The sequence below is a fragment of the Serinicoccus profundi genome (assembly GCF_008001015.1).
GTDB lineage: Bacteria > Actinomycetota > Actinomycetes > Actinomycetales > Dermatophilaceae > Ornithinicoccus > Ornithinicoccus profundi.
The window spans coordinates 754,123-768,941 of sequence record NZ_CP042862.1 but is presented as its reverse complement, the minus strand read 5'-3'; the positions used below and the strand labels follow the sequence as shown (position 1 = coordinate 768,941).

Below are 14,819 nucleotides of genomic sequence, written 5' to 3'. Positions count from 1 at the left end.
GACCGTAGCGGCCCGGCCCGGTGCGACTGGGGCAGGGTCAGCCGGGCGGTGCCGGGCGCACCATGCGCAGCTCGACGACCCCGTCGTGGCCGTCGAGGTTCTCCGTGCCGTCCAGGGCAAAGCCCTGCCGCTCGTAGAAGCGGATGGCGCGGGTGTTGCCCTGCGCCACCCAGAGGTATGCCGCCCGCTCGCCGAGGCCGCGCGCGAGCAGCTCCTGCGCCACCCCGCTGCCCTGGTGCTCGGAGGCGACGTTGAGCGACCACACCTGGTGCGGGGCCGGCGGGTCCTCGTCGCGGGCCGGGCCGTGCCTGCAGAAGCCCACGGGCTCCTCGCCGATCACGGCCACGAGGAAGCCGCGGCCGTCGTCGGCGACCCGGCCCTGGGCATACGCCGCCACGACCTGCTCCCACATCGGCAGGAACTGCTCGGGGGCCAGGGCGTCGACGACCTCGTCGGTCATGATGCCGCGGTAGGTCTCGCGCCAGACCCGCGCGTGCAGCTGCGCGAAGGGTGCGGCGTCACCGGGCGCGGGCTCCCGCACCTGCCACGGCGTCAACGCCGGGTCGCTCACCGGGCCGGGACGGTGACGATGAGCGCGTCGCCCTGCCCGCCGCCACCGCAGAGGGCGGCCACACCGGTGCCGCCGCCACGGCGCCCCAGCTCCAGGGCGAGGTGCAGCAGGATCCGCGCGCCGGACATCCCGATCGGGTGGCCCATCGCGATCGCCCCGCCGTTGACGTTGACCCTGTCCTCGTCGAGGCCGAGCTCCTGGGTCGAGGCCAGGCCGACGGCGGCGAAGGCCTCGTTGATCTCCACGAGGTCGAGGTCCGCGGGCTCGATGCCCTGCTTGGCGCAGGCCGCAGCGATGGCGCGCGCGGGCTGGCTCTGGAGCGTGGAGTCCGGGCCCGCGACCATGCCGTGGGCGCCGATCTCGGCGATCCAGTCCAGGCCCAGCTCGGTGGCCTTGGCCTTGCTCATGACCACGACGGCGCAGGCCCCGTCGGAGATCTGGGAGGCGGAACCGGCCGTGATCGTGCCGTCCTTGCCGAAGGCCGGTCGCAGCAGGCTCAGCGACTCGACCGTGGTGTCGGCCCGGATGCCCTCGTCGGTGCTCACGGTGACCGGGTCGCCCTTGCGCTGCGGGATCTGGACGGGCACGACCTCCTCGGCGAACAGTCCCTTCTCCCAGGCGGCGGCGGCCCGCTGGTGGCTGCGCGCGGAGAAGGTGTCCTGCTGCTCACGGGTGAACTGCTCGGCCGCGTCGGCGCAGTTGGCCGCCTCGGTGAGGTGGCCCATCGCCTGGTCGGTGAAGGCGTCCCAGAGGCCGTCGTAGGCCATGTGGTCGCGCATGGTGACGTCGCCGTACTTGAAGCCCGAACGCGACTTCTCCAGCAGGTGCGGCGCCTGGCTCATGGACTCCTGGCCACCGGCGACGACGATGTCGACCTCACCGGCGCGGATGAGCTGGTCGGCCAGCGCGATGGCGTCGATGCCGGAGAGGCAGACCTTGTTGATCGTCAGGGCGGGGACGTCCATCGGGATCCCGCCGGCGACCGCGGCCTGGCGGGCCGGGATCTGCCCGGCGCCGGCCGTGAGGACCTGGCCCATGATGACGTAGTCGACCTGGTCGCCGCTCACGCCGGCCTTGCCGAGCGCCCCGGCGATGGCGACGCCGCCGAGCTGGGCACCGGACATCGAGGACAGCGACCCGAGCAGGCGCCCCATGGGGGTGCGGGCGCCGGCGACGAGGACGGAGGTGGTGGGCTCAGACATCTGTGGAAACTCCTCCAGCGACGGTGATGGGTAGGCCAACTCCCGCCACTGTAGCGGCGTGATGCGCCTTCCCCCGGGTCAGCCGCCGTGCACCACCTGGCCGTCCAGGACGGTGCCGCTGACGACGGTGTAGCGGAACCGGCGGGCCCGCTCGGCGCTGGTCCCCGCCTCGGCCAGCGGGGCCTGCTCGAGCAGCGCGAGGTCGGCGCGGTCACCGACGCGGACGCGCTGACCGTCCACCGAGGCGGCGAGCGCCTCGCGCGGCGTGATCTCCTGCTCGGGGTGCCAGCTCTCGCCGTCCTCGGGGCCCCGGTGCACCGCGGCCGCCATCGCCAACCACGGGTCCAGCGGCGAGACCGGGGCGTCCGAGCCCAGGCTCAGCTCGATGCCCGCGTCGAGGAAGCTGCGCAGGGTGAAAGTGCGGTCGGTGCGGTCGGGCCAGCAACGCTCGGTCACCGGGCGGTCGTCCAGCAGGTGGGCGGGCTGCACGCTGGCCACGACGCGCTGCGGCAGAGCGGCCCAGCGTCGGACGTCCTCGGGGGCGATGAGCTGCGCGTGCTCGATGGAGCCCCGGGCGCCGGTCGTGGCGAAGGCCTCGAGCACGGCCCCGACGGCGGCGTCCCCGATGGCGTGGAGGGCGGCGTCGAGGCCGGCGCCCTTCGCGCGGCGCAGCAGCGAGATGAGCTCGTCCACCGGGTAGTTCGCCGCGCCCGCCGGCTGCTCGAGCAGGTGACCGTCGGCATACGGGTCGCAGCACCAGGCGGTGCGGGTGTTGAGCGAGCCGTCGGTGATGACCTTGAGCGGGCCCATCGTCACCAGCCCGTCGGTCGCCCGGATCGGGTCGCCGGTGCGCATCCCGGCCGCGATCGCGTCCTCCAGCCCCTCCGGGTAGACGCCGGTGCGGGCCCGCAGCGGCGGCGTGCCCTCCGCGGTGCGCTCGCGCCACTGCTCCCACGGGCGACCGAACTCCAGGTCCACGATGCCCACCACCCCGAGCGCGTGCGCGCCCTGGATCGCGCGGGTCACGGCATACTCCGACTCCTCCTGGGCGCCGTGCAGACGCTGCAGCCGGTCGTAGAGCGGGAACCAGTCGGCCTCGGCGACGACGCCCTCGACCGGGGGTCCGCCGAGCAGCCGCAGGGCGCTGGTGTTGAGCCAGCCGTGGTGCCCGTCACCGCTGATGAGCGCGACGGGGACCTCGCCGGTGACCGCGTCGAGCGCCGCGACCGTCGGCTGCTCCAGCCACCTCCCGGTGCGGTGCCCCCACCCGACGAGCACCCCGGTCGGGCTGTCGAAGCCCCAGGTGAGCCGGTCGGTGACGCGCGCGAGGACCTCGACCGGGCTCGCGGTCCCGGAGGTGTCGAGCCGGGTCTGGCCCAGCCCCCACTGCACCATGTGGACGTGGGTGTCCCAGAGCCCGGGGATGACGTGGCGTCCCCCGCCGTCCAGCTCGGGGACGGCTGGCCCGTCGGGGCGCAGGCGTGGCCCGACCTGCGTGATGACGCCGTCCCTCATGAGGACGTCCACGGGGTCGATCGGGGCGTCGGGGTCGGTCGGGGCGTCGGGGTCGATCGCGACGACGCGCACGTCGCGCAGCAGCAGATCGCTCATGCCGGGGATGCTAGGCGACATACCGCCCGGGCTGCGCACGGTGGGTCGGCGCCAGCCCTACGGTGGTGCCATGACCGACCCCAGCCACGGTGCGACGGGCGAGAGCGCGCTCGCGCCCTTCCTGCTCTCCGTCGACCACGTCGGGCTGGCGGTCCCGGACCTCGACGCCGCCATCGCCTTCCACCGCGACGTCCTCGGACACCGGCTCGTCCACGAGGAGACCAACGCCGAGCAGGGGGTCCGCGAGGCGATGATGGCGGTCGGCCCGGCCGACCCGCACGGTGGCGACCAGCCGACGCTGCTGCAGCTGCTGGCCCCGACCGGCCCGGAGTCGACGATCGCGAGGTTCCTCGACCGCAACGGCCCCGGCCTGCAGCAGCTGGCCTACCGCGTCAGCGATGTCGAGGCCGCGAGCGCCGCACTGCGGGCCCGCGGGCTGCGGCTGCTCTACGACACCCCACGGCGGGGCACCGCGGGCTCGCGCATCAACTTCATCCACCCCAAGGACGCCGGCGGGGTGCTCATCGAGCTCGTGGAACCCGCCGGGTGAGCACGCGCCACGCGCCCAACCGGGTGTCGCCGGGTCACGTGACACCCGCTCCGACGACGTCGCAGGAGACGACGGCGGACGAGACGACGGCGGGCCGGGCGGCAGCGGGACGCACGGCAGCGGGACGCACGGCACGCCTGCGCCGGGCGGCGCGGGTGGTCGACCCCACCGCGGTCCCGCGGGCGGGCGTGCGTGCGGTCCAGCGCTGGCAGGACTTCCGGGTGCGCCAGCGCGAGCTGCTCGACGAGAGCAACCGGCTGCAGTCCGAGCTCTGGGCCCAGATCCACGCGGGCGCTCCTGCGGCCGACCGGGCGGTCGACCCGCACGATGCTGGCCAGGAGTCGGGCGGTCGACCCCTACCTGTCGCCCAGAGTGGCGCGGGCGCCGGGAGCCCCCGCCGCCAGCCGCTGCTGTCGGCCTCCCCCTTCACGATCGGCTTCACCGGCGCGCTGGGGGTCTTCCTGGCCTGGCTGCTGGTGCAGAACCTCACCCGCCTCTCCTCGGTCCTCACCTACCTCCTCGTCGCGGTCTTCCTCACCCTGGCCCTCAACCCCCTCGTCGAGTGGCTGACCCGACGCGGGGTGAGCCGGCCGAGCAGCGTCTTCGTCGTCTTCATGGGCTTCGTCTCGGTCGTGACGATCAGCGCCGTGACGCTGCTGCCCGGGGTCGTCGGGCAGGCGGTCGCGCTGGTCGAGCGGGCCCCGGTGGTGCTGGAAGAGCTGTCCGCCGCGCCCTGGATGGTCGAGCTCGACCAGAGGTATGCCGTGAGCGAGCGGGCCATGACCGAGGTCGACCGGCTGCTCACCGAGCGGGGCACCTGGAGCGCGCTCTTCGGCGGCGTCCTCGGTGCCGCCGGGTGGGTCGCCGGCAGCCTCGTCGGGGTCGTGACCTCCGCCATCCTCACGCTCTACCTCCTGGCGACGCTGCCCGCGGTCAAGGACGCGGCATACCGTCTCGTGCCAAGCACCCGGCGCGCGGGCGTGGTGCGGCTGGCCGAGGAGATCATGCGCCGCGTCGGTGGCTACGCCCTCGGGCAGGCGACCGTCGCGACGATCAACGCGGTGTGCTCGTGGCTGATGATGCAGGTGCTCGGCATCCCCTACGCCGCCATCCTGGCCGTCTCGGTCGGGCTGCTCGGGCTCATCCCGCTCATCGGCGCCACGCTGGGCGCGGTCATCGTGGCCGTCTCGGCGCTCACCGTGTCACCGACGCTCGCCCTCGTCGTGCTCGTCTACTACGTCATCTACCAGCAGCTCGAGAACTACTGGATCGTCCCGCGGATCATGAAACGCACCGTCTCCGTGCCGGGCGCGGTCACGGTCATCGCCGTGCTCGCCGGGGGCACTCTGCTCGGCGTGCTCGGCGCCCTCATCGCCATCCCTGTCGCGGCCGGCCTGCTCCTCATCTACGAAGAGGTGCTCGTGCCGCGGCAGGAGCGCCTCTGACCGAGCGCCGCAGATGGTCGCTCTCACCCCCACCGAGCGCCGCAGATGGTCGCCCCCACACCCACCGAGCGCCGCACATGGTCGCTCAGCGACCCACCGAGCGCCGCAGATGGTCGCTCTCACCCCCACCGAGCGCCGCAGATGGTCGCTCTCACCCCCACCGAGCGCCGCAGATGCTTGCTTCAGCCGACCGTTCGCGGCCATCCGGTGAGGGAGGGTCCGGTCGGCGAGCAGCCCTGCGGACGGTGCAAGGCGTCCGGAGTGGTCAGGCGAAGGGCAGCTCTAGGCCGTACCCGGCGGCTGGGGCCACGAGCGGTAGCCGAGCAGCTCGGCGTCACGGACGTAGCCGAACCCCTCGTAGAGGGCCACCGCGGGCGCATTGACCTCGTCGACGACGAGGTTGACGGTGCCCTGCGAGGAGCGGGCGAGCAGCGCACGTGAGATCGCGGCCAGCAGCCCCGGCGCGAGCCCCTGACCCCGGTGGCCAGGCGCGATCGCCAGGAAGTCCAGATAGCCGGCACCATCGGCCTGGATCTCGCCGGAGGCGTATCCGGCCACCTCCCCGTCGTGCTCCAGCACCAGGGTGGCGCGCGCCTCGTCGGCGAGCAGCTGACGGGCGGTGGCGTAGGTGCCGGGGAAGGCGCCGTCGTGCAGCCCGGTGATCGCCGGTAGGTCGGCGGACGTCGCGACGCGGGCGTCCGGCGCATCGGCCGGCCAGCGCTGTGCCGTCGCGGTGGTGGCCTGGTAGGCGATGCTCAGGCCGGTGGCGTGCCAGCCCAGGTCGGAGGCCAGCTGCGCCATACCGGTATGCGCCGGGGCCGCGCTGAGCTCATGCTGCTCCACCTCCGGCGGCAGTTGCTCGAGGGCCGCGCGGACGAGCGCCACGGCATACTCCGACCAGATCTGCTCGTCGAGAGTCCACGGGCCGTGGATCCAGCTGCGCATCGTCTCCTCGGGGTCGACGTCGTGCAGCACGGCGCCGACGACTCGGCCGGAGGGGTCGACTGCGACTCGCAGGGTCTCCTGCCAGGGCGTGTCGAGGTCGTCGAGCTCTGCCCGCACCCCGTCGGCCTCGGTGCCGAGGTAGGCGCACGCCGACTCCGGCGAGCGCTGCGCGGCGACGATGAGCGCCAGGGCGGCGTCCTGCTGGTCCGCGTCGGCCGTGACGATGGTCATGTGGTCAGGCTAGCGACGCCCGAGGGAGGTGGGCCAACCATTTCCGACGCTCGGTCGAGGCAGGAGCAACCATCTGCGACGCTCGGTCGAGGCAGGAGCAACCATCTACGACGCTCGGTCAAAGGCAGGAGCAACCATCTGCGACGCTCGGTGGAGGCAGGAGCAACCATCTGCGACGCTCGGTGGGGAGATGTGGGGTCAGGCGAAGGAGCCGCCGGGGCGGCGGCGCTCCCGCGCGGACCAGCAGACGGTATGCCAGTGGCGGCGGTTCTCGGCCTGCTGCATGCCCTCGGTCGGCCAGGCGACGGTGTGGGCCACGTCCGCACCGACCTCCTGCTGGCACCCGGGGCAGCGGTAGGAACGTCCGCTGTCGTTGGGCCGCACCTGCCGGACCGCCCAGACCTGCCCGGCGTAGCGGACCTCGCCGACGCCCCGTCGCAGCGGATCCCCGACACCCGCGGACCCCGAGGACCCTCGCGAGGACGCCCGTGGCCGGCCGCCCCGACGCTGCCGGTTGGACCTGGGCACCGCCCTCAGCCGGTGAAGGGCCGGTCGAGCAGCACGTGCTCGATGAGCAGCGGCGAGGGCTCGACGGACTCACGGGGCAGGCCACCGGCCTCGGTGAGCTCCTCGCACACGGTGAGGACCTCCTCGGCGCCGATCTGGTCGATCATGGCGAACGGCCCCACCGGGTAGCCCAGGCCGTGCTGCAGGGCGGTGTCGATGTCGGACACGCTCGCGTAACCCTCGTCGAGCATCCGCACGGCATCCATGAGGTGCGGCATGAGCAGGGCGTCGACGACGAGGCCGGGGCGGTCGCGGCAGACGACCGGCTCGGCCCCGATCGCGCGGACCAGCCCGCGCAGGATCTGCACCGTCTCCTCCTCGGTCGCGCTCGATCGGCCGATCTCCACCACCTGGCCGTTGCCGGTGGGCGCGTGCAGGCGCAGCACCGCCGCGCGGCCCGGCCGGCCGGACAGCGCGCCGATCGCCACGGCGACCTCCTCGTTGACCGTCGTGAGCACGGTCTGCGGCCCGACGGTGTCGGCGAGCACCTCCCACAGCTCGTCCTCGGAGGCCGGGGGCGCCGACAGCGCGTCCTCCCCCTCGGCCAGCTCGCTCTCCGGGGTGGCGGTGCCGGCCTCGACGACCACGTCGACCCCCGCCAGCCCCGCGAGCTCCTCACGGTCCGCGGCGTCGGGGACGTGGGTGACGGCATACCCACCGTCGCGCAGGCGGGAGATGAGCTCGTCGGCGATCTCCCCGGCGCCGACCACGCCCACGCCGGTGACGGCGGGCGCCTCCGCGGAGGACCCCTGCTCCTCGACGACCTGGCCGCTGCCGGGCTTGGCGTAGGTGTAGAACCCCTCACCGCTCTTGCGGCCCAGGAGCCCCGCGGTCACCATGCGCTCCAGGAGCGGGCTCGGGGCATGCATCGGGCTGCGGCTGTGGGCGTAGATGACGTCGCCGATGTGGTGGCAGACATCGAGCCCGACGAGGTCCATGAGGGTGCACGGGCCCATCGGCAGCCCGGCGCCCACCCGCATCGCGGTGTCGAGGTCGGCGCGGGACACGTGGCCGTGCTCGAGCATCCGCAGCGCGGAGACGAAGTAGCCGAAGAGCAGGTAGTTGGCCACGAAGCCGGCGCGGTCACCCACGACGACCGGCCGCTTGCCGATCCGTTCGGAGAGCTCGACGACGGCGTCGCGCACGGCGTCGTCGGTGCGCAGCGTCGTGATGACCTCGACGAGCTTGAGGATCGGCGCGGGGTTGAAGAAGTGCAGACCCACCACCCGCTGCGGGTATGCCGTGCCCGCGGCGATCGCGGTGATCGACAGGCTGGAGGTGTTGGAGGCGAGCACGGCGTCGGGGGCGACGATGTCGTCCAGGGCGCTGAAGACCTGGTGCTTGAGGTCCATGACCTCGGGGACCGCCTCGACGACGAGGTCGGCCGGCGCGAGGTCGGCGAGGTCGGTGGTGATGGTGACCCGGCCGAGGATCTCCTGCTGGCCCGCCTCGTCGAGCTTGCCCTTGGCCACCGCCCGGTCGGTGGAGGCCTGCAGGATGCCCCGGCCGCGGTCGGCGAGCTCCCCGGTCGTCTCCACGCCGATGACGGCGATCCCTCCCCTCGCGAAGACCTCGACGATGCCGGCACCCATGGTGCCGAGCCCGATGACCCCGACGGTGGTGATCTGACGCATACCGCGCATCCTCTCATCACCCCCTGACCCACCCGCGCACGCGCGCCCCGCATCCGGCGGCGGTTAGGGTGAGGCCCGTGCGTGTCGTGATCGCCCGGTGCTCGGTGGACTACCACGGAGCCCTCGAAGCCCACCTGCCCCTCGCCACCCGGCTGCTCATGGTCAAGGCCGACGGGTCGGTGCTCGTCCACTCCGACGGCGGGTCCTACAAGCCGCTGAACTGGATGGCCCCGCCGTGCTCGATGGCGCAGACCGAGCCCGATGAGGTGGAGGCCGAGCAGGGCGTCACCCAGGTCTGGCAGGTCTCGCACGGCAAGCGCGAGGACACCCTGCGGGTCAAGATCCACGAGGTGCTCTCCGACACGAGCCACGACCTCGGCATCGACCCGGGCCTGGTCAAGGACGGCGTCGAGGCCCAGCTCCAGGCGCTGCTCGCCGAGCACATCACCACCCTCGGGGAGCAGTGGACGCTGCTGCGCCGGGAGTACCCCACGGCCATCGGCCCGGTCGACATCCTGTGCCGCGACGCCGACGGCGCCACGGTCGCCGTGGAGATCAAGCGGCGCGGCGACATCGACGGGGTCGAGCAGCTCACCCGTTACCTCGAGCTGCTCAACCGCGACCCCCACCTGGCCCCGGTGCAGGGCATCTTCGCCGCCCAGCTCATCAAGCCGCAGGCCCGGGTGCTCGCGACCGACCGCGGCATCCGCTGCGTGACCCTCGACTACGAGGCGCTGCGCGGGATCGACGACGCGGAGGCACGGCTCTTCTGAGCTAGCGTGAGCGCCATGCCAGCCCTGTCCGTCGTGGTCCCGTGCTTCAACGAGCAGGGCACCCTCGTCGAGCTGCACGCGCGGCTGGGCGAGGTCGCGGCCGACCTCGGGATCGGCGACGACCTCGAGGTGGTCCTCGTCGACGACGGCTCCACCGACGACACCCTGCAGGTGGCCCGCGAGCTGGCCGCCACCGACCCGCGCGTCGTGGTGCTCCGCCTCTCGCGCAACTTCGGCAAGGAGGCGGCGATGCTCGCCGGGCTGCGGCAGGCGCGGGGCGCGGCGGTCGCGCTCATCGACGGCGACCTGCAGCACCCGCCCGAGCTGCTCGCCTCGATGTACACCCTGCTGCGCACCACCGACGTCGAGCAGGTCGTCGCCCGGCGCGACCGCGCCGACGACCCGTTCGTGCGCGCCCAGCTCTCCCGGCTCTACTACCGCCTCGTCAACGGGCTCATCGAGACGGTCCGCATCCAGGACGGCGTCGGCGACTTCCGGATCATGAGCCGGCAGGTGCTCGACGCGCTGCTCGCCCTGCCCGAGCGCAACCGCTTCTCCAAGGGTCTCTTCTCCTGGGTCGGCTTCCCGACCGGCACGGTGAGCTACCGCAACATCCAGCGGGGCAGCGGACGCTCGGGCTGGACCCTGCGCTCGCTGCTCAACTACGGCATCGACGGGGCGCTGGCCTTCAACACCCGCCCGCTGCGCCTGCTCATGCACCTGGGCGGCTGGGCCGCGGTCGCGGCGCTCGCCTACCTCGTCTGGCTCCTCGTGGGCTACCTCCTGCACGGCGTCACCCAGCCCGGCTACATCACGACGATCGCCGTCATCACCGGGCTGTCGGGGGTGCAGCTGCTCGCCGTCGGCGTCATGGGCGAGTACGTCGGGCGGATCTACCAGGAGGTCAAGGCCCGGCCGAGCTACCTCGTCCACGAGGTGATCCGGGCCGAGCGCGGGAGCGGGGCCCCGGGGCGCCTCGACGACGACACCGCCACCGGCGCCCGATGAGCGCACTGCTGCGCTTCGTCGTCGTCGGCGTCGCCAACACGGCCGTCTACTACCTCTTCTACCGCCTGCTGCTGCTCGGTATGCCGTACGTCCCGGCCCACCTGCTCGCCTGGTCGGGTGCGGTGGTCTTCTCCTTCTTCGCCAACAGCCTGTTCACCTTCGGCGTGCGCCCCACCTGGCGGCGCTTCCTCGCCTACCCGCTGACCACCCTGGTCAACCTCACCTTCACCACGATCGGGTCGGTGCTGCTCGTGGAGTGGGTCGGGGTGGACGAGCGCTACGCCACGCTCATCATGGGCATCGCCGCCGTGCCGGTGACCTTCCTGCTCACCCGCTACGTGCTCACCGCCGGCCGGGAGCCCGCCCCTCCTCCTCCGCCCGCGTGAGGGTCCGCTGCCAGGTGGTCTCGCACCCGGTGGTCCGGTCGGTGGTCTCGGACTCCCGACGCTCGACGTCGGTGAGGACCACCCCGTCGGGCAGGTCGTAGAAGTATCTGAGGTCGCAGCCGTAGCGGCCCAGGAAGTAGGCGCGGCGGTAGGCATACCCCTCCTCGGGCAGGTCGGGCGCGACCACCACCCCCTCCCCCGTGGCTCGGGCCTCCTCGACCGAGGTGACGAAGGTGTCGTAGGCGGCGGCGTTGCGGGCGGCCCGCTCCGAGGTGAGGGTGACGTAGGCGGCAGCGGAGACGAGGGTCGCCACCACCGCGAGGACGGTGAGGGTGCGGGCGAGCCGCTGCCCGCGGTCACCGGTGCGTCCGAGCGCGTCGAGCACCAGCCTCAGGGCGCACGCCACGGCGAGGACGAGCGCCGTCACCGGGAGGAAGAACGCGCGCTGCCCACAGACCGAGGCGACGATCGGCACCCCGGCCGACAGGACGTCGGCGAGGCTCAGCGCCAGCACGGGGTATGCCGCGAGCGCGCCCCAGGCGTGGACGACGAGGACGAGGACGCTCACCACGAGCACCGCGGCGGCCGCGATGACCGCGAGCGCGAGCAGGGTCGCCGGGACGGCGGTGTCGGCCTCCGCGCACAGGTCGGCGATCCGCGGCCACCGACGGCGGGCGAGGAGCAGGAGCAGCCAGGCCGCCGCACCGAGCGACGCGGTCCCCCACCGCGGCGCGCGACCGGCCAGCCGGGCACCGAGCAGCGCCAGCCCGCCGAGCGCCAACCACCACCCGAGGCTGAGCGAGGCGAAGAGCAGGGTGGTGCGGGAGAGCGCCTGGAGCAGCGGGAGCGCGAGGTCCTCCTCCGCGGTGCGCCGCCACAGGCCGGGTGCGGTGGCGAGCACCGCGAAGCCCACGACCGAGGTGAGGATCGCCGCCCACTGCGCGGCACGGGGGCGACCGTCGCCGGGTCGGCGCAGCCCGAGCGCCAGCGCGGTGACCACGAGGGTCGCCACCGCGGACATCTCGTGGCCGATGTGGGCATACAGCACGACCGGCAGGACCGCCCAGGTCAGGCGCGGCGGCAACGCACCGCTCACCGCCGCACCGGCGACGAGGAAGGCGAGGGTGGCCAGCGGGTAGTTGGCCAGGCCGGAGACCCACAGCAGGCCCTCCCCCGTGAGCCACGAGTGCGCCTGCACCGCGAGGAAGGGCACGCCGAGCCCGAGTGCACCCCACAGCGCGCGCCGCCCCCGCCCGGGTCCGGCCATCCGCAGCCAGGGCCAGGTCGCGATCCCGGCGAGGACCATGACGAGGACGCCGACCACGAGGGCGCCCGGTCGGCCGCCGAGGAGGATGAGCCGGGCGACCGCATCCGCGGCCCGCCCGTTGCGGTAGGCGTAGTCGAAGCGCCACGTCTCCAGCCACCCGCGCAGCGTGCGGGCATCACCCGGCTCCTCACCCGCCATGGCGTGCAGCAGGTCGTCGCCGTGCGGGAATCCGTGCCGCAGCACGAGGGCCCAGCCAAGCGCGGCCAACCCCACCGCGAGCGCCAGCGCCACCACGGTGGGCCGGGAGGTCACGGCCGCGCGGGCCCGCGGGTCGGCATTCATCACCAGGACACGATGCCAGAGGGCGGCGCGGGTCGGGCCCGCGGCCGGGCCGCTGCGGCAGAATCGACCCCGTGACCCGCTCTGCTGCCATCGCCGCGCCCAACACCTACGCCACGCAGGCCGCTGCCCACGCCCTCGACGCGGGCGGCACCGCCCTCGACGCGGCCGTCGCGGCGATGCTCACGGCGACGGTGACCGAGCCGGGGGTCATCTCCACGCTCGGCGGGTGCTTCATCAACGTCTGGGTGCCGGGTGAGGACCCGATCGTCATCGACGGCAACGTCGAGATGCCCGGCCGCGGCATGAGCGCCGACCGGCGGGGCGGCGGGCTCATCGAGGCCGCCTCGGACTACGGCGGCGGCATGGTGACGTATGTCGGGCCGGGCTCGGTCGCGACCCCCGGCATGCTGGCCGCGATGGGGTGGGCGCACCAGCGCTACGGTCGCGCGCCCTGGGCCGAGCTGCTCCAGCCGGCCGCCGACGTCGCCCGGGCGGGCTACCCCCTCAGCCGGACCGCGCAGTCATACCTCGTGCTCGTCACCGACACGATCCTCGCCTGGGACCCCGCCACCCAGGCGCTGCTGACCCGCGACGGCGCCCCACCCGAGGTCGGCCACCACGTCGTCGACCCGGTGCTCGCCGACACCCTGGAGCACATCGGGCGCGAGGGCGCCGGCACGGCCTACCACGGTGACGTCGCGCGGGCGATCGACGCCGACATGCGCGACCGGGGCGGCCTGCTGTCCCTGGTCGACCTCGAGGCCTACCAGCCGGTCGTACGCGCCGGGCTGCGCAGCCGGCTGGGGGCCTGGGACCTCGCCTGCAACCCCCCGCCCTCGATCGGCGGGCCGGTCCTCACCGCACTGCTGCGGCTGCTGGGCGCCACGACCGGGCAGGTCGACCCGGCCCAGGCCGCGCTGGTGATGAAGGAGGTGCTCGACATCCGCCTGGACCGCATCGACACCGCCCACGACCTCGAGGCCGCAGGCGCCGAGCTGCTGCAGACGTTGCACCACATCGGGGCGACCGGGCTGCCGACCTCCCCCTCGACCGCGCACGTGTCGGTGGTCGACGAGGACGGTATGGCGTGCGCGCTCACCGCGTCGGCGGGCTACGGCTCGGGGATGACGATCGCAGGCACCGGGCTCGTCGCCAACAACTCCCTCGGCGAGCTGGAGCTCAACCGGCACGGCCTGCACGCGCTGGCCCCCGGCACCCGGCTCGCCTCCAACATGGCGCCGACGACGGCGCGACGCGAGGACGGCGCGGTGCTGGCGATCGGCACGCCGGGGGCGGACCGCATCACCACGGCGCTGGCGCAGGTCCTCACCCACCTCGCCCGCCACGGCGAGGACCTGCAGACCGCCGTCGACCAGCCGCGGATGCACCCGCGCCGGCTCGAGGACGGGTCGACCCGGATCGACCACGAGGAGGATGCCGGGATCGCGGCGAGCCTGGACGCCGCGGGCCTGACGCGCTTCGAGCACCCGCCGTCCTCGATGTACTTCGGCGGCGTCGGCGCGGCGCTGCGCGGGCCGGACGGCGGCCTGGAGGCGGCGGGCGACGCGCGGCGGGTGGCGGCGACCCTGGTCACCTGAGCGCCGGGCGGCCACGCATGGCAGCATGCGGGGCATGGTCAACCTGACGCGGATCTACACCCGGACCGGCGACGACGGCACCACCGCCCTCGGCGACAACGGACGCACCCCCAAGACCGACGCCCGCCTGGCCGCCTACGCGGACACCGACGAGACCAACTCCGTCATCGGGGTGGCCGTGGCCTGCGGCGCCCTGCCGATCGAGGTGCAGGACACGCTGGCCCGCATCCAGAACGACCTCTTCGACGTCGGTGCGGACCTCTGCATGCCGCTGCGCGCGAGCTATGAGTGGGAACCGTTGCGGGTCAAGGCCGCCTGGGTGGAGGAACTGGAGGCCGACTGCGACCGCTTCAACGCCGACCTGCCCGCGCTGCGCTCCTTCATCCTGCCCGGTGGCACCCCGGGCACCGCGCTCCTGCACCAGGCGCGGACGGTGGCCCGGCGGGCGGAGCGGTCCACCTGGGCCGCGCTGGCGGAGTATGGCGACCAGCCGGCCGAGGAGGGTGCGGCCAAGGGGCAGGGCGGGGTCAACCCGCTCAGACCTACCTCAACCGGCTCTCCGACCTGCTCTTCATCCTCGCCCGGGTCGCCGGGCGCAGCGGTGAGGGCGACGTGCTCTGGAAGCCCGGCGGCGGCCGCGAGGACCCGTCGGCCTGAGGACGAGGGCCCGGGGCCTGCCCGGAGTGACC

General features: G+C 73.7%; 13 protein-coding genes and 1 pseudogene. 7 read left to right on the top strand and 7 right to left on the bottom strand.

The genetic code is table 11. From position 1 onward, the window contains the following. Positions 1 to 37 precede the first annotated feature (37 nt). The 3 genes from FA582_RS03635 to FA582_RS03625 form a co-directional block, all read right to left on the bottom strand. The gene (locus FA582_RS03635; RefSeq protein ID WP_029541814.1) at positions 38 to 571 is read right to left on the bottom strand and encodes a GNAT family N-acetyltransferase; all 534 of its coding nucleotides are present in this window, start codon (positions 569 to 571) and stop codon (positions 38 to 40) included. Continuing rightward, positions 568 to 1,773, bottom strand: a complete 1,206-nt coding sequence (locus FA582_RS03630) for an acetyl-CoA C-acetyltransferase (RefSeq protein WP_010149116.1) — start codon at positions 1,771 to 1,773, stop codon at positions 568 to 570. The genes FA582_RS03635 and FA582_RS03630 overlap by 4 nt, the downstream gene beginning before the upstream one ends. 78 nt (positions 1,774 to 1,851) lie before the next feature. Next, a complete protein-coding gene (locus FA582_RS03625; protein WP_010149118.1) occupies positions 1,852 to 3,384 on the bottom strand; it encodes an amidohydrolase in 1,533 nt (510 codons plus the stop codon). 70 nt (positions 3,385 to 3,454) lie between these two features. On the opposite strand from FA582_RS03625, the gene mce reads away from it, so the two are divergent. Both mce and FA582_RS03615 read left to right on the top strand, forming a co-directional pair. Continuing rightward, positions 3,455 to 3,934 (top strand): methylmalonyl-CoA epimerase, encoded by a 480-nt coding sequence (gene mce, locus FA582_RS03620; protein WP_010149119.1) that lies wholly within the window; start codon positions 3,455 to 3,457, stop codon positions 3,932 to 3,934. After that, positions 3,931 to 5,379, top strand: coding sequence for an AI-2E family transporter (locus FA582_RS03615; RefSeq protein WP_010149120.1), 1,449 nt, complete (start codon positions 3,931 to 3,933; stop codon positions 5,377 to 5,379). The genes mce and FA582_RS03615 overlap by 4 nt, the downstream gene beginning before the upstream one ends. Before the next feature lie 282 nt (positions 5,380 to 5,661). Here FA582_RS03615 and FA582_RS03610 read toward each other — a convergent pair whose 3' ends face one another. The 3 genes from FA582_RS03610 to FA582_RS03600 form a co-directional block, all read right to left on the bottom strand. Beyond that, positions 5,662 to 6,555 carry a GNAT family N-acetyltransferase gene (locus tag FA582_RS03610; RefSeq protein ID WP_010149144.1) on the bottom strand — a complete coding sequence of 298 codons (894 nt, stop codon included), beginning with the start codon at positions 6,553 to 6,555 and terminating at the stop codon, positions 5,662 to 5,664. A 198-nt stretch (positions 6,556 to 6,753) separates the two neighbouring features. Beyond that, entirely contained in the window at positions 6,754 to 7,083 is a 330-nt protein-coding gene (locus FA582_RS03605) for a hypothetical protein (RefSeq protein ID WP_010149145.1), read from the bottom strand. 5 nt (positions 7,084 to 7,088) lie between these two features. Next, entirely contained in the window at positions 7,089 to 8,756 is a 1,668-nt protein-coding gene (locus FA582_RS03600) for a 3-hydroxyacyl-CoA dehydrogenase family protein (protein ID WP_010149146.1), read from the bottom strand. Between the two features lie 77 nt (positions 8,757 to 8,833). On the opposite strand from FA582_RS03600, the gene nucS reads away from it, so the two are divergent. From nucS to FA582_RS03585, 3 genes are read left to right on the top strand one after another with little or no spacing between them, the layout of a single operon-like run. Further along, entirely contained in the window at positions 8,834 to 9,529 is a 696-nt protein-coding gene (nucS, locus tag FA582_RS03595; protein WP_010149147.1) for an endonuclease NucS, read from the top strand. Positions 9,530 to 9,544: 15 nt separating this feature from the next. Next, on the top strand, positions 9,545 to 10,537 hold the full coding sequence (locus FA582_RS03590) for a glycosyltransferase family 2 protein (RefSeq protein ID WP_010149148.1): 993 nt from the start codon (positions 9,545 to 9,547) through the stop codon (positions 10,535 to 10,537). Beyond that, on the top strand, positions 10,534 to 10,923 hold the full coding sequence (locus FA582_RS03585; protein ID WP_010149149.1) for a GtrA family protein: 390 nt from the start codon (positions 10,534 to 10,536) through the stop codon (positions 10,921 to 10,923). Before FA582_RS03590 ends, FA582_RS03585 begins: the two co-directional genes overlap by 4 nt. Here FA582_RS03585 and FA582_RS03580 read toward each other — a convergent pair. Then, on the bottom strand, positions 10,880 to 12,532 hold the full coding sequence (locus tag FA582_RS03580) for a DUF6056 family protein (protein ID WP_010149150.1): 1,653 nt from the start codon (positions 12,530 to 12,532) through the stop codon (positions 10,880 to 10,882). The genes FA582_RS03585 and FA582_RS03580 overlap by 44 nt on opposite strands. A gap of 71 nt (positions 12,533 to 12,603) precedes the next feature. Here FA582_RS03580 and FA582_RS03575 point away from each other — a divergent pair, with 71 nt between their 5' ends. Both FA582_RS03575 and FA582_RS03570 read left to right on the top strand, forming a co-directional pair. Beyond that, positions 12,604 to 14,130, top strand: coding sequence for a gamma-glutamyltransferase (locus FA582_RS03575; RefSeq protein WP_010149151.1), 1,527 nt, complete (start codon positions 12,604 to 12,606; stop codon positions 14,128 to 14,130). 34 nt (positions 14,131 to 14,164) lie between these two features. After that, positions 14,165 to 14,787 (top strand): annotated as a pseudogene (locus FA582_RS03570) (cob(I)yrinic acid a,c-diamide adenosyltransferase). Positions 14,788 to 14,819: the final 32 nt, after the last annotated feature.